This window comes from Cupriavidus respiraculi, assembly GCF_914271545.1.
In the GTDB taxonomy this organism is placed as follows: domain Bacteria; phylum Pseudomonadota; class Gammaproteobacteria; order Burkholderiales; family Burkholderiaceae; genus Cupriavidus; species Cupriavidus respiraculi.
In genome coordinates this window covers 1,615,523-1,641,297 of the sequence record NZ_CAJZAH010000001.1, presented here as the reverse complement: position 1 = coordinate 1,641,297, position 25,775 = coordinate 1,615,523, and the positions used below count along the sequence as shown (strand labels likewise).

The window sequence follows — 25,775 nt, the reverse complement described above, 5'->3', positions numbered from 1 at the left end:
CGGGCGGGGCTGCGCTACACTCGCCCCGTCGCGCCGTGCCTCAGCGCCGGCGCATTATCCCCCCCTTGCCGTGCCCACCTATACGCTAGCTTCCGTGGTCCAGGCGGATATCGACATCCGCAAGAGCCGCTTCATCGCCCTGGCCATTCCCGTGCCCGACCGGGACGCCGCCATGGCCGAACTGCAGCGCCTGCGCGCCGAACATCCCACCGCCACCCATGTCTGCTGGGCGCTGCTGGCCGGCGGCCAGTCCGGCATGTCCGACGACGGCGAACCCTCGGGCACCGCCGGCCGCCCGATTCTCGAAGTGCTGCGCCACCATGAGCTCGACGGTGTGCTGGCCGCCGTGGTGCGTTACTACGGCGGCGTGAAGCTGGGCGCGGGCGGGCTGGTACGGGCCTACACCGATGCCATCGCCGCCGCGTTGAAGGACGCCCGGCGCATCGAGCGCATCGCCTATGCCAACGTGGTGGTCGAGGCCGACTACGCCGACGAGGCGCGCGTGCGGCGCTGGATCGAAAGCGCCGGCCATGCGCTGGCCGACTGCGCGCATGGCGGCACGGTGCGCATGGTGATCCGGCTGCCGGCAGCGGGCGCGGAGCAGGCCCGCATCGCCTTGCGCGACGCCACCCACGGCCGCGCACGTTTCCCGCTGGACGAGGAGGATGCGGCGTGAGGCCGGACGGCGAGTCCGAAGCAACGCCCGTGGACGGTGACAAGTCCGGCTATCGGGTGCGGCTGGAGCCGGACGGCCGCGAGTTCGCCGCAGCGGCGGACACCACCATCCTGCAGGCCGCGTTGCGCGCCGGCGTGCCGATGGACAGCTCGTGCCGCAACGGCACGTGCCGCACCTGCATGTGCCGGCTCGCCTCCGGCCACGTGCACTACCGCATTGCCTGGCCGGGCCTGAGCATCGACGAAAAGGAAGACGGCTATATCCTGCCGTGCGTGGCGTATCCAGACTCCGACCTCGTGGTCGACATGCCGGCGATCTGAGCCGGCGCCGGCCTTACGGGCAGCGTCAGGCCGCGCGCAGGCGCCGCACCGGCGCCGCCGCGCCCGAGATGCCCGTGGCCTGCGCAAAGAACGCGAAGGCGATCCGCAGCGCATCCGGCCCTACCGCGTCCGCATAGGCCTGGCCGCTCGCGCCGCCGCTCCACGCATGCGAGAGCCCCTGCACGCGCACGAGCCGCACGTAAGGCTTGCCGTCCAGGCACCAGTCGAGCACCGTACAAGCACGCCGCGCGCCGCGCTGGATGCCGCGCGGCGCGGCCGCCGACGGCGCATCCGGCGCCGCCAGCGCCTGCCACAACGACGCCGACGCGATGGCATTGTCGAATGCGACGACGCGGTCGGCATCGCCGTGCAGCAGCAACAGCGGCGGCGGCCGCCGGCCGGCAAGGTAAAGGCTGAGCGCCTGGATCTCGGCGGCGGAATGCGCGCCGCCATGGCCGCGCATCACCCGCGCCGCCTGCGAGGCATTGCGCGCCAGGTGAGGTGCGGCGCCCGAATGCGAGCCGGCGGCGGCGAAGCGGTCGGGATACTGCAGGGCCAGCGTCTGTGCCATGGCGCCGCCGGCGGACAGGCCGAACACGTAGATCTGGTCCATGCGGATGGCTCCGCTGCGGCAGACATGATCGACGATTGCCATCAGCGTGCCGGCCTCGGCCGCCACCTGCGGCGCGCTGTGGAACCAGTTCCAGCAGCGATGGGCATTGGCCCGCTGCGACTGCTCGGGCATCAGCACCACGCAGCGCTGCGCGCGCGCCACGGCGGCCACGCGCGTGCAGGCGGCAAAGCTGGCCGCATCCTGTCCGCAGCCATGCAGCAGCACGAGCAGGGGCGCCGGCCGCGCGGCCGACACGCCGGCCGGCATGAATAGACGGTAGCGGCGCTGCGCCAGCACGCCAAGCCCGGACACGCCCTCTTCCCAGCGGCCGGTGCCCCGGCTGACCGGCACCGGCGCCGGCGACGCGATGCCGGACAGCGCCCGCTTGGTGGCGCGACGGACGGCAGCGGTCTGGCCCGCCGCGGTACCTACCACGGACTTGGTGACGGCCCTCACCACCGCGCGTTGCACGCGCCCGGCGCTGCGTGCCGCGCTTTTACCCAGTGCGGCCCAGGGATTCTTCGTGCGGCGTGATCGTCTTGCCATGATGCTCCCGGTATATGAGGACGATGAAGCGCACCGCTGTTGCGATCGCTCCGCTCGCCCTCTCCGGAGGCACGATGCGTGCCTGACCGCGCAATCCCTTCGGACTGACGTGCATCCCGCGCCGCGCACCAATGTTGCAATGGGCGCGACCGGCGAAGACGGTCCGTCTATCGCGTTCCTTGGCGCCCGATGTAATTCGTATGACTTGCTGGCGCCATGCTTACCGCAAGCCCCGCAACGCCAGCTCCCCACCCAGCACGAGCAGCCCCACGAAGAAGCAGCGCCGGAACGTCTGCGCCGCGATCCGGTGGCGCAGCTTCTGGCCCAGCCACATGCCGGCCAGCGCCGGCGGCAGCGCGAGCAGGGACGCGCTGACCACGGGACCGTGCAGCAGCGCGCCGCCGAAGGCGAGGCTGATCGCCAGCGCGACGGTGGAGATGGTGAAGGACAGGCCGAGCGCCTGCACCAGTTCTTCCTTTTCCAGGCCGATGCCTTGCAGGAACGGCACCGCCGGAATCACGAACACGCCGGTCACGGCCGTGATACCGCCGGTCACCAGCCCGACCCATGGCGACAGCCAGCGCTCCGTGCCTCGCGCCACCTCCAGCTTCACGGAGAACAGGCCAACCAGCGCATACAGGATCAGCGCCACGCCCAGCGCCGTGGTGGCGTGCACCACAGCGCCGGCCGGGACGATCGCGGCCACGGCAAGCGTGCCCACGACGATGCCGGCCAGCATCGGCCACAGGCGCCGCACCAGCGCGCCGAAGCGCGGGCCGGACATCAGTTGCACGACGTTGGTCACCATCGAGGGCGCGACCAGCAGGGCCGCCGCCTGCACGGGCGGCATCACCAGGCCGAGCAGACCCACGGCCACCGTGGGCAGGCCCAGGCCCACCACACCCTTGACGAAGCCGGCCAATACGAAGGTCAGGCCGATAAAGACGGCGTGCGTCAGCAGCGCGGATGCATCCATGCCACAGCTCCTTCAGCCGGCGCGCGGGGCCGCGCCCGCGTCGTGCACGGCGCGGCTGTCGGCCGGCGCCTCGTCGCGTTCGTGCATGCCGTAGTCGCGCAGCACCTGGGCGACGCGCAGCCGGTAGCCCGCGAACACGCCGCCGCGGCCGGCCGCCTGCGCACGCCGATGATCGAGCGTGTTGCGCCACGCCAGCACCGCGGCCTCGTCGCGGAAGAAGGACAGCGACAGCAGCTTGCCCGGCGTCGTCAGGCTCTGGAAGCGCTCGACCGAGATAAAGCCATCGATGGCCTCCAGCGTCGGCCGCAACTGGGCGGCGATATCCAGGTACGCGTCCTGCCGGCCCGGCGCCGGTTCGACTTCGAAGATGACGGCGATCATGAACGACCCCTTTCGTGGAAGACTGCCTTGCGTCAAAGGAAATGCGGAATGCGCGCGTTGACCGATGGCCGATAGCGGAATCCGCGCGCCAGCGTGCCGGCCGCGACGCCGCGGGCAAGCAGCGCCGCGACCGTCGCCTCGGCCAGGACCGCGGCGAGCGCATCGCCGGGACAGGCATGCCCGCCATCGCCGAAGGTCCATGCGCGCTCGCGCCGCGCGTCGTCATGCGACGCCGCGGCCAGCAGCACCAGCACCGTATCGCCGCGCGCGAGCGGCACGCCGCAGACTACCGCATCGGCGGCGACGAAGCGGCGCGTGTTCTGGATCGGAGGGTCGTCGCGCAGCACGCGGCCGACCAGCGCCGCCAGCCCGGTTTCGCCGGCTCCCGCGCCCGGCTCGCGTGCCAGCCGCAGCAGGGTATTGCCCACCAGTCCGGCCGTCGCCTCGCACGCCTGCACCAGCAGCCCGATCGCATTGGCGGCGATGGTCTGCGTATCGACCCCCACCTCCCGCGCCGCGGCCGCCAGTGCCGACAGCATGCCGGCCGTACGCCCCGCGCCGGCGGCCGGCACGGGGGTCCATTGCATCAGCCAGCGGGCGGCGGCGATCCCGGCCCCGATGTCCGCCGGCGTGGCAAGCGGCGACATGGCCGCCGCGAACGCCGCCACGCGCGGCGCGAGCTCGGCGTGCCCGGCCAGCGGCAAACCCGTCAATTCCGCGACGGTCAGCACCGGCAGCGCGAACATCCAGCGATTGACCGTGCCGGGCACGTCGGACGCGTCAAAAACCAGCGTCGCGGCGATATCCTGCGCACGGCGACGCGCCACCGCCAGGTCGATGCGCGCCATCTGGCCGCGCACCACGGCTTTCATCGGCGCATGGCGCGCGCCGTCGTTCATGCGGATGAGGCGCGCGAACAGGTCGCCCGCCGCGCTGCCATCCAGCGCCGCAGGCACGGGCTGCGACGCGGGCCGCACCGCGCAGTCGGGATGGGCGAGCACTGCCGCGACCTCGGCCGCGCCCGCCGCCACCCACACGCCGAGCGCGTCGTCGCGATGGAAAGGCCGGCGCGCGGCGAGTTCGCGGTAGTACGGATAGGGATCGGCGTGGACCACGGCGGCGATGGGGTCCGCCGGAGGAAGCCGCGACGGCTGGGCGGTGCATGCGCGGGGCGCGATCGATGCGTCGGTTGTCATGGCGATGGCGGATAAGTCCGGTTGCGCCGCGCCGGGAGGCGCGGCGCCGGTGGCGACATTGATATCCGCGAGTATGTGGCTATACTGCGTTCGTTGTTTCACGGCGGGATGAACTATGGAATACGCACCGAGCATCAGCCAGCTCGCCGGCCTGCTGGCCGATCCCGGCCGGGCGGCGATGATATGGGCGCTGATGGACGGCAGCGCCCGCCCCGCGGGGGAATTGGGCCTGATTGCCGGGCTGTCCGCCTCGTCCACCAGCGGCCATCTGGCGCGGCTTGCCGACGGCGGCCTGCTCGCGGTCGAGACGCGCGGCCGCAACCGCTACTACCGCCTCGCGGCGCCCGAGATCGGCGTGGCCATCGAGGCGCTGGCCGCGGCGTCGCTCGCCAGCCAGCCGCCGCGCCTGCGCAGCGTGCCCGCCTCGCGCACGGCACCCTCCGCGCTGCGCCAGGCCCGCACCTGCTATGACCATCTGGCCGGCGAACTCGCGGTCGAGCTGTTCGCGCGCATGTCCGGCTCGGGCTGGCTGCGCGTGCGCGGCAACGAGGTCGAGTTGACCGAGCGTGGCGCCACGCAGCTCGGCGCGTTGGGCCTGGATCTCGAATCGGCACGGCGCAAGCGCAGGCAGTTCGCCTGCACCTGCCCCGACTGGAGCGAGCGCAAGCCCCATCTGGGCGGCGCGCTCGGCGCGGCGCTGCTCGAGAACCTGCTGGCGCGGCGCTGGGTCGAACCCACATCGACTTCCCGCGCGCTGCGCGTGACGCCGCGCGGGCTGCGCGAACTGGCCCAGGTCGCGGCCTAGGCGGCCATCCGCACATCGCCCCCGGGCGCCATCCCACCCATGGCATTGGAGGAACCCGCATGAGCACTCCCCTGAGCGACGATACCCGGCAGGCGGTCGAGCGGCTGATCGGCCTGATCGACTTCGACGACCCGCTGGCCGTGGAAAAGCATCTCGCGCTGTTCGACGAGGCGCTGGACGAGGCCGACGACGACTTCCAGGGCCAGGCGGTGCTGGGCCTGCTGCAGGAAGTCATCGACTGGGAAGCGGGTTTCCATGTCGACTGGAAGGACACCCGCGCGTTCATCGACTGCCTGGACCAGTTGTGCCAGCGCCTCGATATCGAACTCGACTGGGGCGTGGAAGACCCCGACGACGACGATTTCCTGGACAGCACCAGCGTGCCGGAGCTGATGGAACATGCGCACGAGCAACTGCGCGCGGCGGGCATCACGCTGTGGAACTGGAATACCGAGGCCGATGCCTATGCCGGCTGGCTGGCGCGCGCGGAGGACGACGAGGAAGTCATGGCGATCGCGGAAACGCTCGGCGTGGATATCCGCCCCGGCGACCAGCCCTACTGAGCGCCGCGGACGAGGGCAGCGGTCGCCGCCGGCTCACGCGCGGGCGGTGCGCCGCGCCGGCCGCCGGGCCTCGGGCGGCCCCAGCGTTTCCTCCATGACGTCGAGCAGCGCGCGCACGCTGGCCGGCATCAGCTTGCGCGCGGGCATCAGCACGTAGACCTTCAGCGGCGAGGACACCAGCGCGGGCAGCACGCGCACCAGCCGGCCCTGCGCGACATGCTCCTCGACGAACAGCGGCGAGAGCCGCGCCACGCCCAGGCCGTCGATGGCCGCCTTGAGGCGGATCTCCGCATTGTGGGTGCGCACGCGCGGCGCGACCGGCAGGCGCGCGATCTCGGCGTTGGCGCGCAGGAATTCCCAGTGGCGATCGCCGACGTTGCCCAGCGTTGGCCAGCCGGCCAGGTCCTGCGGGTTGCGCGGCAGGCCGCGCGCGGCGATCAGCGCCGGCGCGGCATAGAACGCGCGCTCGACGAGCACCACGCGCTTGCTGGCGAACGAGCTGTCGTGCAGCGTGGTGTTGGTCATCACGAAGGCGAGGTCATAGCCGTGCGCCAGCAGATCGGGCTGATCCCAGGTGACATCGATTTCCACGCGCAGGTCGGGATGCAGGCGCAGCAGCCGCGACAGGCTGGGCGACAGGTGCTGCGAGCCGACCTCGTAGGGCGTGGCGATGCGCAGCGTGCCGCTGACCTGCGCGCTGGCCGAGGCGGCCTCCGCGCCGATCTCGCGCAGGGCGGCGAAATGCGGCGCGACGCTGTCGTAGAGGCGCTGGCCCTGCTGCGTCACGCGCACGCGGCGCGTGGTCCGCTCGAACAGCCGCATGCCGAGCTGGGTTTCCAGCCGCGACACCGCGGCGCTGGCGGAGGACTTGGGCACTTCGGCCAGTTCCGCGCCCCGGGTGAAACTACCGGCCTCGGCCACCCGGCAGAAGATCTCCCAGTCCTTCCATTCCATCGTCTTCATGCTTGTCCGTCTTGCGGCGCGCCGCCACGAAAGACGCGATTGTCCCACGGTGCCGCCACCGGCGCCGCGCGCGCGGCAAGGACGACGGGAACGTTCAGTCGAACAGAATGACCGAGCGCGCCAGCTCGCCGCGCCGCAATTCGTCGAAGGCCTCGTTGATGTTCTCCAGCGGCATGCGGCGCGAGATCAGCGCGTCGAGATCCAGCTTGCCGGCAAGGTAGAAATCGACGAAGCGTGGCATGTCCACCGGGAAGCGGTTCGAGCCCATCATCGAGCCCTGGATGCGCTTCTCGGCCAGGAAATCGGTGCCCTTCAGTTCGATCTTCACCCCTGGCGGAATCATGCCGATGACGGTGGCGGTGCCGCCGCGGCCCAGCATGGCGAACGCCTGCTCCGCGGTCTGCTTCAGGCCGATGGCCTCGAACGCATGGTGCACGCCGCCGCGCGTGAGCGTGCGCACCGCGTCCACCACATCGGTACCGCTCGCGTCGATCACGTCGGTGGCGCCGAAGCGGCGCGCCAGTTCGAGTTTCCCCGGCACGCGGTCGATGGCGATGATGCGGCCCGCGCCCGCGATCGCCGCGCCATTGATCGCCGCGAGGCCGATGCCGCCGCAGCCGATCACCGCCACGGTCTCGCCCGGGCGCACGTTGGCGGTATGGATCACGGCGCCCACGCCCGTGGTGACCGCGCAGCCGATCAGCGCGGCGCGGTCCAGCGGCATGTCGGGCCGGATCGCCACCAGCGCGTGCTCGTGGATCAGCATCTGCTCGGCGAAGGCCGACAGGTTCAGGAACTGGTTCATCGGCGCGCCGCGCGCGCCCAGCCGCGGGGGATCGTCCTCGCGGCGCCGCGTATCGGGGGTGATGCACAGCGACAGATGGCCGGTGAGGCAGTGCTCGCAATGGCCGCAGTACGCGGACAGGCACGTGATGACGTGGTCGCCAGGCTTGACGGTGCGCACCTCGGCGCCGACCTGCTCCACCACGCCGGCCGCCTCGTGGCCGAGCACGGCGGGCATCGGATAGGGATAGGCGCCGTCGACGAAATGCAGATCGGAATGACACACCCCCACCGCGGCCGTGCGCACCAGCACTTCGCGCGGGCCTGGCTTGTCGATGGCAACGTCTTCGATCACGAGCGGGGTCTTGGGCTGATGCAGGACGGCGGCTTTCATCTGGCTCCTCGGTCTCGGTTGTCGACGGGCCCGACCGTATCGGCGGGTCGGGCCGCTGCTCACTGCAATCCTGGCGCCGCGCCCGCGCTACACGGTGCGCCAGACGCCCTCGGCCTCCTGCGCCACGCCGTCCGCCTGCAGCTTGAGCAGATGCGCCAGCAGCGAGCGCTGCGCCACCGGATGCATGCGCGGCTGCACGTCGTCGTAGACGCGCGGCAGCATCGCCTCGATCTGCACCGGCCCCAGTTCGCGCAGCGCATTGAGGACCTTGGCCTCGCGGTGCTGGCGATGCCGCACCAGCAACCGAATGGCGTCGCGCGGACGCGGCATCAGGAAACCGTGGCCGGGCGCCAGCCATTCGAGGTCCTCGTCCAGCAGCGCGGACAGCGACGCGAGATAGGCGCGCATGTCGCCGTCGGGCGGATTGATGACCACGGACGATCCCTGCATGACGTGGTCGCCGGTAAACAGCAGCTTCTCCTGCTCGAGCAGGAAGCACAGGTGGTTGGACGCATGCCCCGGGGTATGCAGCACGCGCAGCGTGGCGTCGGCGGTGAGCGTCAGCCGCTCGCCGTGTTCGAGGATGCGGTCGGGCGCGAAGGTCGCGTCCTGCCGGTAGGGCTCGCTGGCGACGCGTCCGAAGACCGGCGCGCCCGTGGCCGCGCGCAGCCGGATCGCGCCCGGCGAATGGTCCATGTGCGTATGGGTGGCCAGGATCCAGCGGATGGGTCCGGGCGCGGCGGCGAGCACGGCCTGGATGTGGGCCTCGTCGTCGGGACCGGGGTCGATCACCGCCCATTCGTTGCGCTCGCCGCCGCCGACCAGATAGGTGTTGGTGCCCGGCCCCGTCATCACGTTGCCGTTGTCGGCGGTGACGCGCCAGATCCGCTCGGAAAGTCGAACCGCCGCGCCGGGCTCCAGCGTATAGCTCGCATGCCCCTTGCCGTCCGGGTCGATGCGCGCGATCTCGGCGTACGGCGGGTCGTCCGGCATGATCGACTGCTGGCCGCGCGGGCCGCGCGCCACGCGCGGCATGATCTGCGCGATATCGCGCAGGCGCATCGCATGGTCAAAGCACGCCTGCGCGTTCGGGAAATGCGCGACCGAGGCCAGCATGCGGCGCGTCACGGGCACGAGCTTGACGCCGCGCTCGGGATGCAGCGCGTCGGCCGGGCGCAGCCAGCGGTGATCGACGGCCTCGGTGCCGTCGTGCATCGCGGTCTGCCCCGGGGGCAGCACCGCGACGAAGAAGCGCGTGTCGAACCGCTTGGGCAGCCCCGGCGGGGTCAGCCAGTGGCTGCAATAGGCCAGCCGGTCCACGGCGAGCCGCACCCCCCACTGCTCGCAGACCTGTGCGAGGCCCGGCCCGCCATAGCGCACCGCCTCGCGCAGCCACGCGCGGCGCCCGGCGTCGTAGGCATCGAGCGCGACGGGCGAGCCATCGCTTTCGTAGGCGAACAGCAGTCCCGCCTCCTCGCAGCACTCGCGCACCGCGCACAGATAGAAGTCCAGCCCGCCTTGCGGCACCCGCAGCCGCTCGCTGGCCGCCCGGTCGTCCAGTCCCGCGCACAACCCATGCAGCGCGGCGTCCTGCGCATCCAGCGTGCCGCCGGGAAACACGTAGGCGCCGCTGCTGCGATCGTCGGCGCGTTCGGGCCGGCGCATCAGCAGCACCTCCATCCCCTCGGCGCCGTCGCGCACGACCAGCACGCTGGCGGCGAAGCGCAGCAGGGGCCGGCGCACGGGCGCGGCGGCGGCGTCCGTGCGGAATGCGGAGGTGGGCGCGGTGTCTGCGCCGGAGGTGGCGCCGGTGGGGGCGCCACTGAGGGCGCCGGAATGCGGTTCGGTCATGGCAACGGGAATGGATTGCTGCGCGGCGGGCGTGGCGGAGCGCGGCCGGCCCCGCTGGACGCCGCTAGTGTAAGGGCAACCCGGCGTTCGGATCGGGGCCGCCCGCCACGCGGGCATGCGGCGGCGCGGCATGCGGGCCTACACCGCCGGGCCGGAAGACAGGCGCGGACCCGGAACCGCCACATGGTGCGGTGCGCCGGCCCAGGTTCAGGCGGGGCGGTCCTTGCCGGCATCCGGCGTACGGTCCGCCGGGGCTTGCGCCGCATGGAAGCGGCGAATGATCTGCTGCGCCACCGGCAGCCGCGCGCCGACCGGCGCGGGGTAGCGCACGATCACGTCGAGCCGGTTCGCCTCCGCGGGCTCGAACATCACGCGCGGCTCGAACTGCGACAGGTCCAGGAAGCGCGTGTCGCCATAGCGGCGCAGGCTCTTGCCGGCGGCCTCCAGAAACGGCGCGCACGCATGCTGCGCGATGGCGAGCAGCCTGGCCTCGACCTCGTCGGGATCGGCCTTCTCCGGCAGCGGAATGCGCACGGAGTCCAGCGTGTATTTGCCCGACTGCGAGTGGTTGCGCACGGCCACGGTCAGCAGCAGGCTGTTGGGCACCTGCACCGTGAAGCCGGTGAACTGGCGGGTGGGCGCGACCTCCACCAGCGTGGTGGTCAGCACGTCCATGTCGATGACCTCGCCCGCGTACGGCCCGATCTCGACCAGGTCGCCGAGCTGGAAGGGCCGCGCCAGCATGCGCATGAAGGCCCCGAGGAAACACATCACCAGTTCCTTGCCCGAGATCATCAGCGCCGCGGCGAAGGCCGCCAGCGAGATGGCCACGCTCTTGAGTTCGGACACCCACATGCCCAGCAGCAGCATGAACACCACCGCACCGATCAGATTGCGCGAGGCGACCGTCCATGCGCGATAGCTGTTGCGGTTGTCCTTGTCGGCGAGCTGCCGCTTCACGAAGAAGCGGTTGGAGAGCTTTACCGCCAGCGCGCCCAGCATGACGATGGCCACGCTCAGCGCGATGTGCAGAAAAATACTGTCGTTGAGATTGAAATTCAGTTTCATGGGGCGCGCGGCGTTGCGGCAGGGCCTGGCCGGGGCGCGGCGGCGGGGCCTGTGCCCTGGCAATCAGGAAAGGGAGATTCTAACGACAGTGGCCGCCGCACGGCGGGGGATCGCGCGTCAGTACACGTCGCGGCGATAGCGGCCGTCCTCGACCAGTTCGGCGAGGCGCTCGCGGCCGAGGATGTCGGCAAGCGCCGCGTCCACGCCGCCCGCCATGCCCGCCAGGCTCCCACACACGTAGATCGCCGCGCCCGCGTCGACCCACTCGCGCAACCGCGTCGCTGCGGCACGCACCGCGTCCTGCACATAGCGGTGCGCGCCCGGATCGCGCGACCAGGCGTGGTCCACGCGTTCCAGCACGCCTTGCGCGAGCCACGCCTGCAGCTCGTCGCGATGGAAGGCGTCGTGCGCCGCGCTGCGTTCGCCGAACAGCAGCCAGCCGCGTCCGCGCCCGGCTGCCGCACGGGCCTTCAGATGCGCGCGCAGGCCGGCCATGCCGGTGCCGTTGCCGATCAGGATCAGCGGACGGTCATCCGCGGGCGGGTGGAACGCGCGATTGCTGCGCACGCGCAGCGCGATGGCGCCGTCCAGCGGCGCGTGTTCGGTCAGCCAGCCCGAGGCCAGCCCCAGGCGCCCGTCTTCGTGGCGCGCCTGTCGCACCAGCAGGTCCAGTGTCCCGTCGGCGGGCAGAGACGCGATGGAATATTCGCGGTGCGGCAGGGCGGGCAGCGCGTCGATCAGCGCCTGCGGCGCGACACCGCGCATGGCCTCGGCATGCGGCTCCGGCAACGGCATGCGCGTGGCCAGCGCGGCGGCGAGCGCCATGGGCTCGCCATCGCAGCGGACCGCCACCGTGCCGTCCAGGCCGAGCCGGTCCAGCCATTGGCGCACCTGCGCGGGGGCATGGCGCGGGCCGATCTCCGCGATATCGCCGGCCTGCCACGCGGGCATGGCGCCGTCCTCCGGCTCCAGCGACAGATGAAAGGCAGGGGCCCCCGCGCTGCCGGGATTGAGCAGGCGCCGCTGCCGCAGCCGCCAGCGCGCATAGCGCGGGGCTTCCCAGTCGGCGATCTGCGCGCCCCCCGCCAGCGTGGACAGGTGGTTCTGCCAGTGGCGCAGCGCCCCGGTGTCGCCGTTGTCGACTTCCACCATGTCGAACAGCGCGCTCGCCTGCTGGCGCGCAAGCCAGGCGGCCAGCGCGCGACCGAAGGCGCAGAAGTGCGCGTAGCTGCTGTCGCCCAGCGCCAGGATGCCGTAGCGCAGGTCGGCAAGGCCATCGCCGCCGGCGCCGCGCATCAGCTTGCGGGTGAAACCGGCCGCCGCGTCGGGCGCATCGCCCTCGCCCGTGGTGCTGACCACGAACAGCGCCTGGCGGCACGCGGCCAGACGGGCGCCGTCGAGTTCGGCGAAGGACAGCACCTGCACCGGCACGCCGGCGCCCTGGAGTGCCTGCGCGGTCTGCATGGCCAGCTGCTCGCCAAACCCGCTCTGGCTGGCATAGGCGACGAGCGTCGCGCCGGCCTGGTGGCGCGCCAGCGCCGCGGCACGCGCGCGGCGGCGCCAGTGCGGCAGCAGCGTGGCCGCGCAGAAGCCGGCGTAGGCGAGCAGCACGCCGCCGGCGACCGCCAGCCGGTCGGCACTGGAGAGCGCGATCGCCGCGCCCGCGATGCCGAGCGCGCCGGCGCCGGCCATGCCGGCCATGAAGCCCGTCGACATGGAGGCCGATCCGCGTTCGCTCATGCAAGCATCGCGGCGAAGGCCGGCGTCAGCGTTTCCTCGAAGCCCTCGGGCGTGCGCACCAGGAAGCGCGCGGCGATCTGGCGCTGGCCGGCGTAGTGCATGCCCGCCTGCGGTCCCAGCACGGTCAGCGCGGTGGACAACGCGTCGGCCATCATGCAGTCCGGATGTACCACGGTGACGGAGGCCAGCGCATGGCTGGCGGGATAGCCCGTGCGCGGGTCCAGCGTATGGGCGTAGCGGCGGCCGTCGTCGTCGAAGTAGCGCCGATAGTCGCCGGACGTCGCCACCGACAGGCCGTGCAGCGCGACCACGATGGGCTCGATCGCCGTGGCGCCGGGCCCGTCGCCGGGCGCGGGCGGCGGCGTTTCCAGCTCCACCCACCACGGCAGGCCGTCGGGCTTGACGCCGCGGCCGCGCAGCTCGCCGCCGATCTCGACCAGATGGTGGTGGATGTCCTGCTCCTCCAGGTAGCGCGACACGGCATCGACCGCATAGCCCTTGGCGATCGCGCACAGGTCCAGCGACACACCGCCCGGCTGCAGCACGCGCCGGCGCGCCACATCGAGTTCGATCCGGGCCCAGCCGCAAAGCCCGCGCGCCCACTCGACATCGCGCGTCTCCGGCAGCTCGGCGGGGCGGCCGCGCGGGCCGAAGCCCCACAGGTCCACCAGCGGACCGGCGCTCGGATCGTAGGCGCCGCCGCTGTCGCGCGCGACGTCCAGCGCCTCGTGCAACACCGTGAAGCAGGCCTCCGGCAAGACGTGCCAGCTGCCAGCGGGCGCGGCGTTGTAGCGGCTGATGTCCGAATCGGCGATCCAGTTGCTCATCTGCGCGACGATGTCGTCCAGCGCCGCGCGGATGCCGTGATTCACGCCGCGCACGTCGATGGTGGTCGGCACGGCGCAGATCACCGACCAGGTGGTGCCCATGGTCTCGCCGCCCAGGCGCAGCAGCCGCGCCGCCGGGTCGGGCAACAGGCCGGCGCCGGCCATCGCGGCGGCCGGCGTGGGCGGGACGCCGGGCCGGCCGGCCTGCGGGGTAAGGGGTACGAGCACGCGCCGCATCGGAGAAGGCCGCTGGTTCGTCGGAAAGGGTGGGAATGGGCGGTGGGATGCGGCCTTTACTGCGGCAGCACCTCGACCGTGGCGGCGTAGACGGCGCGGCGCGCCTTGGCCTGCTTGATGTCGGTCTTGTCGTCGCGCACCTCGGCCTCCATCCAGTACATGCCCGGCGTCGGCCACTTGACGGCGAACTTGCCCTCGCCGTCGGTCTTGACCGTCACGTCGCCCAGCTTGTCGCGATAGCGGATGCCGCCGGGCACGACGGACACGTCCACGTTGGCGGCCGGCTTGCCATCGAGCAGCAGGCGGAAGGTGGCGGTCTCGCCGGCGAACAGATCGTTCGGATGCGTCACGGGCGCCAGCTCCAGGCCGCGGCCGGTCGTCTGCAGCACCTTGTCGGTCGGCTTGCCGGCGGTCACGAACGCTTCGACGCGGCTCGCCGTCTGCGTTACCTGCAGGTCCTGCGCGTTGGCCGGCACCTCCCTGGCGAAGGCCTGCGCCGAGCCGCGCCAGCGCTTGGTCTGGCCGTTTTCCTTGTAGCTGGCGAACACGCCCTGGTTGACCACCGCCAGGCGATACGTGCCGGGCTGGGTCAGATGCACGTCGAAGGTGCTGCGGTAGCGGCCCATGCTCTGGTTCTCGCCCTTGGCCATGCTGCCGTCCGGCGCCGTCACGGCAAGGTTGTCCAGGCGCAGCGGCACATGCTCGAAGAAGAACAGGTCGTTGGAGACCGCGGCATCCACGGTCACCCACGCGTCGTTGCCCGAGACGATGGTGGCCGAGGGCAGCAGCCACTGGCGGTGGGCGTGCGCGGCCAGCGGCATCAGCGCGGCCATGGCGAGCACGGTGAGTTTGGCGGACAGGGTCTTGGCGGACGGCTTCATCGACGGCTCCGGAATCGTGGAATGCGGGAAAGGCAATGCGGTTGGGAATGCGAAATGGCAGCGCGCACGCGCTCAGGGCTTGACGCTGACCGAGACGGCACCGAGCTCGTGCTCGCCCTTGGCCTGCGCGGTCTGCGCGGAGGCCGGCGGCCAGGAGAACGGCACGCGCAGCAGTTCGCGGCCACCGACTTCGCGGGCGGCCTCGACGACGAGCTGGTAGTCGCCGGCGGGCAGCTTGCCCAGCGGCGCCTTGCCGTCCGTGAACGTCACGGCGTGCTGGCCCGGCGCGCGCGTCGCGCCCGAAATGCCGTCGGCCGGCATCTGCATGTCGCGGCCGGCCTTGCGCCACCACTGGCGCATGTCCTTGAGCCACTTGGTGCCTTCGGCGTCCTTGAGCTTGACGTCGTACCAGACCGCCAGCGTGGATACGGCCGACTGGTCGGCACGCTCGATCCACATGGCCACATAGGGCTTGTGATATTCGGCCACGTTCAGTCGCGGAATCTCGACCTTCACGTTCATTTCCGCCGCGACCGCGGCGCCGGCCAGCGGAAACGCGGCCATGCCGCTGAGGGTGACGGTGAGCATACGGCGCATGAAATAGACCTCGTCAGACAAAGTGAAATGGGTTCGCTACGGCCAGTGGTCCGTGCGGAATCAATGGATGAACAGCACGGCCAGCACCAGCGGCAGCACCAGGCCAAGGCCGACCAGCGGCCAGGTGGCGGCGCGCCCGCCGGCGTGCAGCTTGAGCAGGAACAGTCCGGTCACGCAGAACACCAGGCACGCGACGGCAAACGCGTCCAGGAACAGGCTCCAGGCGGCGCCCGTATTGCGGCCCTTGTGCAGGTCGTTCAGATAGGACACCCAGCCGCGCGTGGTGCGCTCGTACTGCGCCTCGCCGTCGTCCAGCGCCACGCTGACCCAGGCGTCCCCGCCGGGGCGCGGCAGCGCGACGTAGATCTCGTCCGGCTGCCACTCGGCCTCGCGTCCGGCCGCGTCGATGGCGAATTCGCGCGCCAGCCAGTCGGCGAGCGCGGGTGGAACGGGCCCCTTGTCGTCGTGCCTGGCCCCCGCGAGCGCGGCCAGGACCTCGGCGGGCGCGGTTGCCGTGCGGGTGACCACGGTGGGCTTTGCCTCGATCTGGGCGGCGTGGTTCAGCGTGATGCCGGTGACCGCGAACAGCAGCATGCCGATCAGGCAGAGCGCCGAACTGATCCAGTGCCACTGGTGAAGATGCTTGAGCCAGAAGGCGCGGCGCTGCTGGCCGGCGCCCAACCGTGTTTCCGTCATTGCTGTGATCCGGCACGCGGTCGCGGCGAGCCAGGCGGGCCGCGCGCAACATGCCGCGGCCAGGCCGTCGCGGTGCGCCGGAGGATCGATTCGTGAAATAGCCCGAAAGAGTAATCGTTCGCATTTGAAACCGCAATGACGACCCTCTCCGGCATTGGGGTTTGCCCGGGCGCGGGTTGACCCTAACGTCTTGCAAGTACCTGCGAAGTGCAGCGAAATCCCCTCCGAATAGCACGTTTGTGCCAGCCGCGGCACCCCAGGAAAATCCTAGCCGCCGTGTCATCAAGTAAACGCATTGCGGCGTCGTTATCGGGCCAGACAGACACCATGAATGGGGATAACGGGGACGACCATGCTGCAACGCCTTAGCCTGAAACAGAAATTGCTGGTGCCGCTGGCACTGAGCTGGATTTGCCTGCTCGCGATCACGCTGTGGGACGCCTGGCAGATGCGCACGCTGCGGCTGGACGAGCGCCGCACCGACCTCGTCCACGTCACCGACACCGCGCTGTCGGTGGTCAAGGACTACGAGGCGCTGGCCCGCGCCGGCAAGCTGCCGATGGAGGAAGCGAAGCAGCAGGCATTGGAGCGCGTGCGCGCGATGCGCTTCGGCACCGACGGCTACTTCACGCTGATGCGTTCGGACACCGTGGTGCTGATGCATCCGTACAAGCCGGAAATGAACGGCAAGGCCATGGCCGACATGAAGGATCCCAACGGCACCTACCTGTTCCGCGACATCGCCGCCATCGGCAAGGGCCCGGGCACCGGCTTCGTCCATTACCTGTGGGCCAAGCCGGGCCACGAGGCGCCGCAGCCCAAGCTCAGCTATGTGGCCAACTTCAAGCCGTGGGACTGGAACTTCATCGCCGGGGTGTACCTGGACGATATCGAGGCGGCGTTCCGCAAGGCCCTGATGCAGTCGCTGGCGCTGCTGCTCGTTATCGGCTCGCTGATGAGCGTGGTAGTGGTGCGCATCGCGTCCGGCCTGCACAAACAGCTCGGCGGTGAGCCGGCGCTTACATCGCAGATCGCGTCGCGCATCGCCCAGGGCGATCTCGCCAGCTATGTCGAAGTCGCGCCCGACGACCGCGACAGCGTGCTGTTCGCCATGCAACAGATGCAGGCCCGGCTGACCGGCGCCATCGGCACCATCCGCGGTTCGGCCGATTCGATCTCCGGCGCCGCCAAGGAAATCGCCGCCGGCAACGCCGACCTCTCGCGCCGCAGCGAGGAACAGGCGGCTTCCCTGGAGCAGACCGCCGCCAGCATGGAGCAGCTGACCAGCACCGTGCGCCAGACCGCGGACAACGCCCGCCAGGCCAGCCGGCTGGCCGAGGGCGCTTCGGAGATCGCGGTGCGCGGCGGCGAGATCGTCAGCCAGGTGGTCGGCACCATGGGCGATATCAAGGACGCATCGGGCAAGGTGGTCGACATCATCGGCGTGATCGAAGGCATCGCCTTCCAGACCAACATCCTCGCGCTGAACGCGGCGGTGGAAGCCGCCCGGGCGGGAGACCAGGGCCGCGGCTTCGCCGTGGTGGCCGGCGAGGTACGCAGCCTCGCGCAGCGCAGCGCCACCGCGGCCAAGGAAATCAAGGCCCTGATCGGCAATTCGGCGCAGCGTGTGGAGGACGGCGCCGCGCTGGTCGAGAATGCCGGGCGCGCGATGGGCGAGATCGTGGAAGCGGTCAAGCGCGTCACCGACCTGATGGGCGAGATGCGGGCGGCCACCGAGGAGCAGACGGGCGGCATCGAGCAGGTCAACCAGGCCGTGACGCAGATGGACCAGATGGCGCAGCAGAACGCCGCGCTGGTGGAGCAGGCCGCCGCCGCGGCCGCCTCGCTCGAAGACCAGGCCGAGGCGCTGCATCGCACGGTGGGGCAGTTCAGGCTGGCCGGCTGACGGCGACGGCCGCGCGGCGCGTTCTCGCGGCTCCCTCCTGTGTCGTCCCGCGCAGGCGGGAACCCGGTGGCACCGAAAGGCGCTGGGTTCCCGCTTTCGCGGGAATGGCCGGACTGAACGCTCGCGCGCTGCGGACCGCCGAGTCAGGTCCGGTAAGGCCCCGCCCCGCCGCCATGCACGGCGACGCCTCCCTGCGGCATGTCCATGCGCAGGATGGCGCTGGTCGTGGACTCGGTCATGAACAGTGTCTTGCCGTCCCGGCCGCCAAAGCACAGGTTGGTCAGCGAGGTGCCCGCCGGACTGCGGATCACCTCGACCGGTTCCCCGCGGGCGTTGAGCACCCACACATAGCCCAATCCCGGATTGGCCACGAGCAGATGCCCGTCCGCGCGCATCGCCAGCCCGTCCGGCCCGCTCGGCCCGTAGCTGGTAAAGAACTGGCTCACCTTGGTGACCGAGCCATCGTCCTGCAACGGCACGCGCCAGACGCAGTTGCCGCGGGTCATGGCGACGTACAGCACCGTCTCGTCGACCGACAGCACCAGGCCGTTCGGGCTCGGTGCATTGGCGATCAGCACGTCCAGCCGCCCGTTCGGGGAAAGCCGGTAGACCCGGCCGGTCGGATCGTGCATGCCAGTCTGCCCCTGATCGGTGAAGTACAGATTGCCGCGGGAGTCGAACGTCAGGTCGTTGATTCCCCGGAAGCGCTCGCTGTTTCGCCGCTCCAGCCATGGCCGCACCGTGCCGGCCCGCGCGTCCAGCAGCATCAGGCCGTTGCGGTAGTCGGCGATCAGGAATTGGTCGCCTGCCAACCGCTTCATGCCATTGGGCTCGCCGTCGTACTCGGCGACCACCTCCCACTCTCCTTGCGCCGAGATGCGGAAGATGCGGCCGAACGGGATATCGGTGACCCACAGATAGCCGTCGGCCCAGACGGGGCCTTCGAGGACCGCGTCGAGACGCGCGCCGCCGCGGTTGGCGCGCGCCCAGTCGGTGTCCACGTCGCGGCGGCGCAGGCCATCCGGCAACGGCGTAAAGACTTCGGCTTCCCGTACGGCGGGTGCTTGCAACAAAAACATGAGGATGCCTCCCTGAGCGCCGGATGCGTCCGGCGGTGGCTACTGCTTCTCGATGCCGGCCTTCTGCGCCACCGGCCCCCATTGGGCCGTCTCGCGCTGGATCAGCTGCGCGAAGCCCCGGCTGTCCAGCTTCCCCGGCTGCGATCCCATATTGGCGAGGAAAGCCTGGATGTCCGGCGTTTCCAGCGCCTTGTGCACGGCCTTCTGCAATGTCAGCACGACCTCCGGCGGCGTGCCCTTCGGAGCCGCCAGGCCCGACCAGTTGAACAGGCTGAACGCCGGCTGGCCCGCCTCGGCGAACGTCGGAACATCCGGCAGCACCGACACGCGTTCCTTGCCGCTGATGCCCAGCAGGCGCATCTGCTTGCCTTTCACCTGGGACAGCACGCTGGGCGTGGACAGCACCAGCAGATCGACGCTGCCGGAGAGCAAACCCACGATGGCATCGCCCGCGCCCTTGTACGGCACCTGCATCAGCTTGATGCCGGCCGCCTGCTGGAAGGCTTCGGCGGCAAAGTGCGGCGCACTGCCCGGTCCCCCGGTGCCGAAGGTGACCTTGTCCGGATTGGCCTTGGCATAGGCCACCAGCGAGGCCAGGTCCTGAAAGCGGGAATCGGCCTTGACGCCCAGCACGACGGGCGAGAACGCGAAGGGTGCGATCGGCACCAGCGCCGTGGCATGGTCCCAGTTCAACTTCCGGAACACGTAGGGCAGTGTGGTGTAGGAATTGTCGTTGGCCAGCAAAGTGTAGCCGTCGGCCGGCGCATTGAGCACCGCGCTCGTGCCGATGGTGCCGGACGCGCCGGGCTTGTTCTCCACCACGAAGCTCTGGCCCAGCTGGACGGACAGCTGCTGCGCGAGCTTGCGAGTCACGACATCGACCGCGCCGCCCGGCGGATTGGGCACCACGATGCGCACGGGCTTGTCGGGATAGGCGGCAACAGCGGCGCTGCTGGCCATGGCCAGCGCGATAGCGGCGGTCAGAATGCGGAAGGTCTTCACTGCGGTCTCCTGTGCCGGCGGTCGGCGCACTGCCCGGTCATGCCGATGGCAGGCGCTCGCCGCGGGCGATATGGTCTAGGTGGGTTCGGGTGTCGCGCGACAACCAAAGCCTTGGCCGACGCGGGCGCTATGGCCTATGGCGCGACGGCGGCGCTTTCCAGCACCGCGAGCACGTTGCGGGCCGCACCGACACCCATGTTCACGTAGGCGGCATCGCTGACGCCGCCGATATGCGGCGACAGGATCAGGTTCGGCACGTCGCGGAACGGGTGCGGCGAGGGCAGCGGCTCGGACTCGAAGCTGTCCAGCCCCGCCGCATGCAGCTTGCCCGCGCGCAGCGACTCGACCAGCGCGCTCTCGTCGATCAGGCCGCCGCGCGCGGTGTTGACGAGGATCGCGCCGTCCTTGAACGTCGCGAGCGTCTCGCGATCGAGCAGGCGCCGGTTCTCTTCCGTCAGTGGACAATGCAGGGACACCACATCGGCGTCGCGGAACAATGCGCCAAGCTGCGCGAGTTCGACGCCCTCCGGCGCTGTGCTCACGAACGGGTCGAATCCCAGCACGCGCATTCCCATCGCGCGGCCGATGGCGGCCACGCGGCGGCCGATTTCCCCAAGGCCGACGACACCGAGCGTGCGGCCGGACAGCTCGATCGATTTGTGCGTGGGCTTGTCCCAGTGGCCGGCGCGCATGCGGCCATCCAGCTGCGGAACCGACTTCGCACAGGCAAGGATCAGGGCCCAGGCGTGCTCGGCCACGGCGGCCGCATTGGCGCCGACCGCGGCCTTGACCGCGATCCCTCGCGCGGCCGCCGCCTTCTGGTCGATCACGTCGATGCCGCTGCCGTGCTTGGAGATGACCTTCAGCGCCGGCGCGGCGTCCATGACCGGCGCACCGATCTTGCCGTAGCGGACGATGATGCCAACGGGGTTGTGCTGCTGGGCCACCGCCACCAGATCCTCCGGCTGCGGCGCCTTGCCCGCGAAGACCACGTCGTAGTCGTGCAACAGGGCCAGCGCCTGGGGCGCAAGGTCGGCGCCCGTCACGAGTATGCTCTGGCGCGCCATCACAGCACCTCGCCGTCTTTGAGCACGCCGGCAGTGACGAGCGACGCGAGCAGCCACGGCGCATTGGTGTTGCCCTCGCGGATCTGGGCGATGCGGCGCGCTTCGGCCTCTGCCTTGTGTGCGGCCAGCGCCAGCAGCGACTCGATCTTCTCGCGCTCCACGGCAACCAGCCCGTCCGCATCGCCGCAGATATAGTCGCCGGCCCGGATCGTCACGCCGCCCACCGAGACGGGATGGCCCAGCCGGCCGCCCACCTCCTTGGTGGGACCGTTCGGATTGGTGCCGACCGAGAACACCGGAAATCCGAGGGCCTCCAGCTCCAGGCTGTCGCGCACCGCGCCGTCCATGACCACGCCGGCCAGCCCGCGCTGGCGCGCCGCGTTCATCATGATCGCGCCCATCAGCGCCGAGGTCTGGTCGCCCTTGCCGTCGATGACCAGCACATCGCCCGGCTGCGCCAGCGCCAATGCCGCATGGATCATCAGGTTGTCGCCGGGGCGGACTTCCACGGTAAACGCGGGACCGGCGAGTTTCATATCGGGCCGCAAGGCCCGGATGCGGCCGTGCAGGGCGCCGCGGCGGCCCGCCACGTCGGCCAGCACTGCCGGTTGGAATTTCGCCGCGCGCGCGACGACATCGGCGGGGACGCGCTCGAAGGATTTGACGATGTTGGGCAAGCTCATGGTGCAACTCCGGGAATCGGGAATCGGGAATGGGGAAGGAATGGGAGGGGCCGGCTTAATCCAGCTTCGTGCCGGACGCCTGGATGACCGTGGACCAGCGCGCGATGTCCTGCCTGATCAGCGCACCGAACTGCTCCGGCGTGCCGCGCAGTACCGTGGCGCCCTGGTCGTTGAGCTTCTTGGCGAGGTCCGGCACCTGCAGCGCCTTGTTGAGCTCGGCGTTGAGCCGCACGACGATGTCTTTCGGGGTGGCGGCCGGTGCGACGAAGCCGAACCATGTCGCCGCGTCGAAACCCTTGACACCGGACTCCGCGAAAGTCGGCACCTGCGGCAAGTCGGCCACGCGCGCAGCGGAGGTCACGGCCAGCGGACGCAGTTTTCCGTTGCGGATATGGCCGAGCAGGCTGGGCACCGAGGCCATGTACAGATCCACCTGTCCGCCGATGAGATCGTTGACCGCCTGGGCCGCGCCCTTGTAGGGAATGTGGGTCAGCTGGATGCCGGCGGCCCGCTGGAACTGCTCGCCGGCAAGATGGGCCACCGTGCCGTTCCCCGGCGAGGCGAAGTTGATGGTGCCGGGCTTGGCGCGGCTCGCCGACATGACGTCCGCCAGCGTCTTGTGCGGCGATGCGACCGACGTTGCCAGTACCAGCGGGGCGCTGGCCACCATGCCGATGGGCACCAGGTCTTTCAGCGGGTCATAGGGCAGGCGCGGGTACAGCGTCGGGTTGATCGCCAGGTTGCTGGTCTGGCCCATGCCGATCGTGTAGCCGTCCGCGGGCGCCTTCGCGACCGCGTCGATGCCCAGGTTGCCGCCCGAGCCCGGCTTGTTCTCGATGACGAAGGTCCATCCCGTGGAAAGGGCGACGCGGTTGGTCACCTCGCGCGCGATGATGTCGGTGCCACCCCCTGCCGGGAACGGGACCAGCACGCGGATCGGCTTGCCGGGAAACGGGGAGGCGGCGTTGGCCAGGGATGCGGACGTCAGACAGGCGGCCATGACGAGGCCGCGGCAAAGCGGGTTCATGCTTGTCTCCTTGTTGGTCTGTGAACTCATTGTTGGCCAACGTTTCACGGCATACAATGCCGTTGCATACAACGAAACGCGTTGCAAGCCATGAACCCCAAGGGACCTTTACATTCGCCGGAGCAGGGTGCCGAAGACAGTGCAGGAGGCGTCACCGCCGTCAAACGCGCGTTGCAGGTGCTTGGCGCCTTCGATGTCGACTCGCCCGAGCTGTCGCTTGCCGATATCAGCCGGCGCACCGGCATCCACAAGACGACCGTGCTGCGCCTGGCGAGGACGCTCGCCGCACACAACTATCTGGTGCAGAAAGACGATGGGAACTGGCGCCTGGGACGCGCGGCAGGCTGGCTGGGCGCCTGCTACCAGGCGACCTTCAACGTGCAGGAAATCGTCGAGCCCACGCTGCGGGAGCTCTCCATCAAGACGGGGGAAAGCGCGTCCTTCTATGTCCGCGAAGGCCACGAGCGAACCTGCCTGCTCCGCGTGGAAGGCCCGCAGGCGATCCGCCACCATGTGCGCATCGGCGCCACGCTGCCGCTGGACAGCGGCGCGCCGGGCCGGGTCATCCTCGCCTTCTCTGGTGCTTCGGGCGAACCGTACGAGCTGATCCGCCAGCGCGGCTTTCACCTGTCCATGGGAGAGCGGGAGCCGGAAGTCTCCAGCGTGGCCGCGCCCGTGTTCGGGCTGCACTGGCGCCTGCTCGGCTCGATGTGCATATCGGGGCCGACGTCGCGCCTGGACGAGGCGCGGCTGCTCGAGATGGCGCAGACCGTGGTCGAGGCGGCGAACCGCCTGTCCTACGCGATGGCCGGCAGCCAGTGGCCCGCGGCCCGGCTGGCCAGGCCTTCGACCTGGCACCCGTGACGCGCAAGCGGGGCACGAACCCGTGAGCCGCGCGCGCCGGACCGGCGCGCGCGGCTTTTTTGTAACCGCCCGAATTTTTTCTTGTAATGAGAGCGATTCGCATTTACTATCGCATCACTGACTGACGCACGGCACGCAAGGCAAGGGTCGCAAGGCCCGGCAAAGCAGAGCCGGCACAGCACAGAGGCAAGGGTCCCGACCCGGCCGCCAAGTTTTGTCGACGCCGCCACGGCGACGTCCAGTACCGTCTTTTGTGGGGACCGCTCCGTACCGCGGAGCGTTTGGCAGTAGCCAGTCACCGGAGGATCGGGAAAGCAACCAGACCCCGCTTTCCCGATCGCGTCCTGCGGCGACCAGCAAGGCCACCTTTTTATTCCCGACGTCGTGCACCGCACGCCGTCCCTGTCCGGAGCGTCCGCCATGGACGCATCCCCCGCGCCGCGCCGGCACCCGCCGGTGCCACGGCGCCGGCATCACCGTGAGCCAATTCTCGACGCGCGCCAGAGCAGGCGTCGCCCGGGCGCTGCGCACACGACGCGCACGCCCCGGCCGCCCCGAATGGAGCCAGCCATGCAGCGCACGACCAAGCCATTACCCGAACTGAAACATATCCTGGCGCACCAGCTGCGCCAGCAGCCCGGCTGCCAGGACTGCCACCTGCGCACGGTGTGCGTCCATCGGCCCGACCACACGGGCTGCAACTGGAGCGCGGAAGTGGACTTTCCCGACCGCAGCGAGGACGAGGCCGCGTGTCATCTGCGCCAGGCGCGGCAGGTGATCACGCTGGTGCGGGCCCGCTACAACGTCGACGCGGCCGTCAGGACGGCCGCCGCCTGATCACGGACGGCTCGGGGCCGCCACCGGGGCGGCCGTCGCGGGCCGCAGCACCAGCCACACCGCCACCCCGATCAGCGCGCCGCCGGCAAGGTGCGCCCACGACAGCTGCTCGCCCAGGAAGATCGCCCCCCAGACAATGCCGAACGGCGGGATCAGGAACGTGACCGTCAAGGTTCGCACCGGTCCGATATCGGCGATCAGCCGGTAGTAGAGGATGTACGCCAGCGCGGTGCAGACCACCGCCAGCGCCACCATCGCCAGCCACACGCCCACGCCGGCCGCGGGCAGGGTGTTCTCGCGCACCAGCGCGCCCACGCAGAACGGCAGCAGGAACAGGCTCGCCCCCAGCATGCTGCCGGCAGCCACCAGCCGGCTGTCCAGCCCGCCCCGCTCCGTGATCCAGCGCCGCGTCAGGAAGCTGGCGAAGCCGTAGCAGGCCGTGGCGGTCAGGCATGCCAGCGCGCCGAGCAGGACCTGGGGAGAGAAGGCGACCGGGCCCGTGCGGGTGAGCACCGCCACCCCGGCCACCCCGAGCACCACGCCCGCGGCCTTGCCTTTGGTCAGCTTCTCGCCGAAGAACAGTCCCCCGATCAGCACGCCCATCAGCGGCGTCATCGCGTTGAAGACGGCCGAGTAGCCCGCCGGCAGCCACAGGGCCGCAACCGAGTACATCACGAAGGGAATGCCCGAGGCGATCACGCCGAGCAGCAGCAAGGCGCGCCATTTCCCGCGCATCTGCCAGCCCACCCGCATCACGGCCAGGCAGACGATCAGCGTTGCGGCGGCGAGGATCACGCGCACGAAGGCGGCGGTCAGCGGCCCGAGCACCGGTGCACCGATGCGGATAAACAGGAAGCTGGCGCCCCAGATGGCGGCGAGAGTCAGCAGGCGGACCAGATCGGAGGGTTTCATCGGTGCGGGATCGGTGGCGATCAGTAGGATTGGGCGGGCCACGGACGGCGCCGCGGCGGTCGCCGGGTGGCGCGATTAAACGCGCGCGACGTGCACCGCGCAAGCCGTTTTCGGACATCGGCACCGGCGCTGGGGCCGGCTCGCGAAGGCCGTAGTGTGCTCCCAACGGTCCCTGCGGGGCATGACCCCACCCAATGGAGGGGTAAACCCCCACGGACGGTGACAAATCGTCTTCGATTAAATTAAACTCTGTCCTGCGCCAGAGTTAATTGACCCCTCCGACGC

General features: G+C 70.5%; 26 protein-coding genes. 7 read left to right on the top strand and 19 right to left on the bottom strand.

The genetic code is table 11. The annotated features are described in order from the left end of the window. The first annotated feature begins 70 nt into the window (after positions 1-70). Both LDO27_RS07305 and LDO27_RS07300 read left to right on the top strand, forming a co-directional pair. Complete coding sequence (locus LDO27_RS07305; RefSeq protein WP_224040661.1) at positions 71-676, top strand: IMPACT family protein; 606 nt, start codon at positions 71-73, stop codon at positions 674-676. Positions 677-705: 29 nt separating this feature from the next. Then, positions 706-996, top strand: coding sequence for a 2Fe-2S iron-sulfur cluster-binding protein (locus tag LDO27_RS07300; RefSeq protein ID WP_224040659.1), 291 nt, complete (start codon positions 706-708; stop codon positions 994-996). Positions 997-1,021: 25 nt separating this feature from the next. Here the strand turns inward: LDO27_RS07300 and LDO27_RS07295 are convergent, their stop codons facing one another. The 4 genes from LDO27_RS07295 to LDO27_RS07280 all read right to left on the bottom strand — a co-directional run bounded on the left by LDO27_RS07295 (position 1,022) and on the right by LDO27_RS07280 (position 4,708). Further along, complete coding sequence (locus LDO27_RS07295) at positions 1,022-2,155, bottom strand: extracellular catalytic domain type 1 short-chain-length polyhydroxyalkanoate depolymerase (RefSeq protein ID WP_224040657.1); 1,134 nt, start codon at positions 2,153-2,155, stop codon at positions 1,022-1,024. Positions 2,156-2,375: 220 nt separating this feature from the next. Further along, positions 2,376-3,131 (bottom strand): sulfite exporter TauE/SafE family protein, encoded by a 756-nt coding sequence (locus tag LDO27_RS07290; RefSeq protein ID WP_224040655.1) that lies wholly within the window; start codon positions 3,129-3,131, stop codon positions 2,376-2,378. A gap of 12 nt (positions 3,132-3,143) precedes the next feature. Further along, the gene (locus LDO27_RS07285) at positions 3,144-3,512 is read right to left on the bottom strand and encodes an antibiotic biosynthesis monooxygenase family protein (RefSeq protein WP_222208991.1); all 369 of its coding nucleotides are present in this window, start codon (positions 3,510-3,512) and stop codon (positions 3,144-3,146) included. A gap of 32 nt (positions 3,513-3,544) precedes the next feature. Continuing rightward, positions 3,545-4,708, bottom strand: a complete 1,164-nt coding sequence (locus tag LDO27_RS07280; protein ID WP_224040654.1) for a cytochrome P450 family protein — start codon at positions 4,706-4,708, stop codon at positions 3,545-3,547. Positions 4,709-4,823: 115 nt separating this feature from the next. Here LDO27_RS07280 and LDO27_RS07275 point away from each other — a divergent pair, with 115 nt between their 5' ends. Next, positions 4,824-5,513 carry an ArsR/SmtB family transcription factor gene (locus LDO27_RS07275; protein WP_224040652.1) on the top strand — a complete coding sequence of 230 codons (690 nt, stop codon included), beginning with the start codon at positions 4,824-4,826 and terminating at the stop codon, positions 5,511-5,513. Between the two features lie 59 nt (positions 5,514-5,572). Continuing rightward, positions 5,573-6,076 carry a DUF6630 family protein gene (locus LDO27_RS07270; protein WP_222208994.1) on the top strand — a complete coding sequence of 168 codons (504 nt, stop codon included), beginning with the start codon at positions 5,573-5,575 and terminating at the stop codon, positions 6,074-6,076. 33 nt (positions 6,077-6,109) lie between these two features. Here LDO27_RS07270 and LDO27_RS07265 read toward each other — a convergent pair whose 3' ends face one another. The 9 genes from LDO27_RS07265 to LDO27_RS07225 form a co-directional block, all read right to left on the bottom strand. Then, the gene (locus LDO27_RS07265; RefSeq protein ID WP_222208995.1) at positions 6,110-7,039 is read right to left on the bottom strand and encodes a LysR family transcriptional regulator; all 930 of its coding nucleotides are present in this window, start codon (positions 7,037-7,039) and stop codon (positions 6,110-6,112) included. Positions 7,040-7,133: 94 nt separating this feature from the next. Further along, positions 7,134-8,216, bottom strand: coding sequence for a Zn-dependent alcohol dehydrogenase (locus tag LDO27_RS07260; protein ID WP_224040650.1), 1,083 nt, complete (start codon positions 8,214-8,216; stop codon positions 7,134-7,136). 87 nt (positions 8,217-8,303) lie between these two features. After that, positions 8,304-10,067, bottom strand: a complete 1,764-nt coding sequence (locus LDO27_RS07255; protein ID WP_224040647.1) for an MBL fold metallo-hydrolase — start codon at positions 10,065-10,067, stop codon at positions 8,304-8,306. Between the two features lie 207 nt (positions 10,068-10,274). Beyond that, positions 10,275-11,135, bottom strand: coding sequence for a mechanosensitive ion channel family protein (locus tag LDO27_RS07250; protein ID WP_224040645.1), 861 nt, complete (start codon positions 11,133-11,135; stop codon positions 10,275-10,277). Positions 11,136-11,252: 117 nt separating this feature from the next. Next, complete coding sequence (locus LDO27_RS07245; protein ID WP_377747312.1) at positions 11,253-12,836, bottom strand: sulfite reductase subunit alpha; 1,584 nt, start codon at positions 12,834-12,836, stop codon at positions 11,253-11,255. Between the two features lie 35 nt (positions 12,837-12,871). Further along, positions 12,872-13,939 (bottom strand): FAD:protein FMN transferase, encoded by a 1,068-nt coding sequence (locus LDO27_RS07240; RefSeq protein WP_377747297.1) that lies wholly within the window; start codon positions 13,937-13,939, stop codon positions 12,872-12,874. A gap of 56 nt (positions 13,940-13,995) precedes the next feature. After that, complete coding sequence (locus tag LDO27_RS07235; RefSeq protein ID WP_224040642.1) at positions 13,996-14,820, bottom strand: DUF4198 domain-containing protein; 825 nt, start codon at positions 14,818-14,820, stop codon at positions 13,996-13,998. Positions 14,821-14,892: 72 nt separating this feature from the next. Then, positions 14,893-15,417, bottom strand: a complete 525-nt coding sequence (locus tag LDO27_RS07230) for a DUF2271 domain-containing protein (protein WP_224040640.1) — start codon at positions 15,415-15,417, stop codon at positions 14,893-14,895. Between the two features lie 60 nt (positions 15,418-15,477). Next, complete coding sequence (locus LDO27_RS07225) at positions 15,478-16,113, bottom strand: PepSY-associated TM helix domain-containing protein (protein WP_222209003.1); 636 nt, start codon at positions 16,111-16,113, stop codon at positions 15,478-15,480. A 352-nt stretch (positions 16,114-16,465) separates the two neighbouring features. Between LDO27_RS07225 and LDO27_RS07220 the strand changes: the two genes are divergently transcribed. Continuing rightward, positions 16,466-18,019: a methyl-accepting chemotaxis protein gene (locus tag LDO27_RS07220; RefSeq protein ID WP_224040638.1), complete on the top strand. Its 1,554-nt coding sequence runs from the start codon at positions 16,466-16,468 to the stop codon at positions 18,017-18,019. A 143-nt stretch (positions 18,020-18,162) separates the two neighbouring features. On the opposite strand, the gene LDO27_RS07215 is transcribed toward LDO27_RS07220, so the two are convergent. The 5 genes from LDO27_RS07215 to LDO27_RS07195 form a co-directional block, all read right to left on the bottom strand. Beyond that, positions 18,163-19,098, bottom strand: a complete 936-nt coding sequence (locus tag LDO27_RS07215; protein ID WP_224040636.1) for an SMP-30/gluconolactonase/LRE family protein — start codon at positions 19,096-19,098, stop codon at positions 18,163-18,165. Positions 19,099-19,137: 39 nt separating this feature from the next. After that, the gene (locus LDO27_RS07210) at positions 19,138-20,058 is read right to left on the bottom strand and encodes a Bug family tripartite tricarboxylate transporter substrate binding protein (RefSeq protein WP_224040852.1); all 921 of its coding nucleotides are present in this window, start codon (positions 20,056-20,058) and stop codon (positions 19,138-19,140) included. A 176-nt stretch (positions 20,059-20,234) separates the two neighbouring features. Then, entirely contained in the window at positions 20,235-21,167 is a 933-nt protein-coding gene (locus tag LDO27_RS07205) for a hydroxyacid dehydrogenase (protein ID WP_224040634.1), read from the bottom strand. Then, positions 21,167-21,850 carry an RraA family protein gene (locus LDO27_RS07200; protein WP_224040632.1) on the bottom strand — a complete coding sequence of 228 codons (684 nt, stop codon included), beginning with the start codon at positions 21,848-21,850 and terminating at the stop codon, positions 21,167-21,169. Before LDO27_RS07200 ends, LDO27_RS07205 begins: the two co-directional genes overlap by 1 nt. 55 nt (positions 21,851-21,905) lie before the next feature. After that, positions 21,906-22,877: a Bug family tripartite tricarboxylate transporter substrate binding protein gene (locus LDO27_RS07195; RefSeq protein WP_377747295.1), complete on the bottom strand. Its 972-nt coding sequence runs from the start codon at positions 22,875-22,877 to the stop codon at positions 21,906-21,908. A gap of 90 nt (positions 22,878-22,967) precedes the next feature. On the opposite strand from LDO27_RS07195, the gene LDO27_RS07190 reads away from it, so the two are divergent. Continuing rightward, positions 22,968-23,741, top strand: a complete 774-nt coding sequence (locus LDO27_RS07190; RefSeq protein WP_222209014.1) for an IclR family transcriptional regulator — start codon at positions 22,968-22,970, stop codon at positions 23,739-23,741. Between the two features lie 570 nt (positions 23,742-24,311). Next, positions 24,312-24,578 carry a hypothetical protein gene (locus LDO27_RS07185; protein ID WP_224040631.1) on the top strand — a complete coding sequence of 89 codons (267 nt, stop codon included), beginning with the start codon at positions 24,312-24,314 and terminating at the stop codon, positions 24,576-24,578. Here the strand turns inward: LDO27_RS07185 and LDO27_RS07180 are convergent, their stop codons facing one another. Further along, positions 24,579-25,490, bottom strand: coding sequence for a DMT family transporter (locus LDO27_RS07180; protein WP_222209016.1), 912 nt, complete (start codon positions 25,488-25,490; stop codon positions 24,579-24,581). Between the last annotated feature and the right edge of the window lie 285 nt (positions 25,491-25,775).

Coding starts and splice junctions, on each gene's coding strand:
- LDO27_RS07295 (WP_224040657.1), bottom strand. CDS start 2,155: ATGGCAAGACGATCACGCCGCACGAAGAATCCCTGGGCCGCACTGGGT.
- LDO27_RS07290 (WP_224040655.1), bottom strand. CDS start 3,131: ATGGATGCATCCGCGCTGCTGACGCACGCCGTCTTTATCGGCCTGACC.
- LDO27_RS07285 (WP_222208991.1), bottom strand. CDS start 3,512: ATGATCGCCGTCATCTTCGAAGTCGAACCGGCGCCGGGCCGGCAGGAC.
- LDO27_RS07280 (WP_224040654.1), bottom strand. CDS start 4,708: ATGACAACCGACGCATCGATCGCGCCCCGCGCATGCACCGCCCAGCCG.
- LDO27_RS07275 (WP_224040652.1), top strand. CDS start 4,824: ATGGAATACGCACCGAGCATCAGCCAGCTCGCCGGCCTGCTGGCCGAT.
- LDO27_RS07270 (WP_222208994.1), top strand. CDS start 5,573: ATGAGCACTCCCCTGAGCGACGATACCCGGCAGGCGGTCGAGCGGCTG.
- LDO27_RS07265 (WP_222208995.1), bottom strand. CDS start 7,039: ATGAAGACGATGGAATGGAAGGACTGGGAGATCTTCTGCCGGGTGGCC.
- LDO27_RS07260 (WP_224040650.1), bottom strand. CDS start 8,216: ATGAAAGCCGCCGTCCTGCATCAGCCCAAGACCCCGCTCGTGATCGAA.
- LDO27_RS07255 (WP_224040647.1), bottom strand. CDS start 10,067: ATGACCGAACCGCATTCCGGCGCCCTCAGTGGCGCCCCCACCGGCGCC.
- LDO27_RS07250 (WP_224040645.1), bottom strand. CDS start 11,135: ATGAAACTGAATTTCAATCTCAACGACAGTATTTTTCTGCACATCGCG.
- LDO27_RS07245 (WP_377747312.1), bottom strand. CDS start 12,836: ATGGCCGGCATGGCCGGCGCCGGCGCGCTCGGCATCGCGGGCGCGGCG.
- LDO27_RS07240 (WP_377747297.1), bottom strand. CDS start 13,939: ATGCGGCGCGTGCTCGTACCCCTTACCCCGCAGGCCGGCCGGCCCGGC.
- LDO27_RS07235 (WP_224040642.1), bottom strand. CDS start 14,820: ATGAAGCCGTCCGCCAAGACCCTGTCCGCCAAACTCACCGTGCTCGCC.
- LDO27_RS07230 (WP_224040640.1), bottom strand. CDS start 15,417: ATGCGCCGTATGCTCACCGTCACCCTCAGCGGCATGGCCGCGTTTCCG.
- LDO27_RS07225 (WP_222209003.1), bottom strand. CDS start 16,113: ATGACGGAAACACGGTTGGGCGCCGGCCAGCAGCGCCGCGCCTTCTGG.
- LDO27_RS07220 (WP_224040638.1), top strand. CDS start 16,466: ATGCTGCAACGCCTTAGCCTGAAACAGAAATTGCTGGTGCCGCTGGCA.
- LDO27_RS07215 (WP_224040636.1), bottom strand. CDS start 19,098: ATGTTTTTGTTGCAAGCACCCGCCGTACGGGAAGCCGAAGTCTTTACG.
- LDO27_RS07210 (WP_224040852.1), bottom strand. CDS start 20,058: ATGGCCAGCAGCGCCGCTGTTGCCGCCTATCCCGACAAGCCCGTGCGC.
- LDO27_RS07205 (WP_224040634.1), bottom strand. CDS start 21,167: ATGGCGCGCCAGAGCATACTCGTGACGGGCGCCGACCTTGCGCCCCAG.
- LDO27_RS07200 (WP_224040632.1), bottom strand. CDS start 21,850: ATGAGCTTGCCCAACATCGTCAAATCCTTCGAGCGCGTCCCCGCCGAT.
- LDO27_RS07195 (WP_377747295.1), bottom strand. CDS start 22,877: ATGAACCCGCTTTGCCGCGGCCTCGTCATGGCCGCCTGTCTGACGTCC.
- LDO27_RS07190 (WP_222209014.1), top strand. CDS start 22,968: ATGAACCCCAAGGGACCTTTACATTCGCCGGAGCAGGGTGCCGAAGAC.
- LDO27_RS07185 (WP_224040631.1), top strand. CDS start 24,312: ATGCAGCGCACGACCAAGCCATTACCCGAACTGAAACATATCCTGGCG.
- LDO27_RS07180 (WP_222209016.1), bottom strand. CDS start 25,490: ATGAAACCCTCCGATCTGGTCCGCCTGCTGACTCTCGCCGCCATCTGG.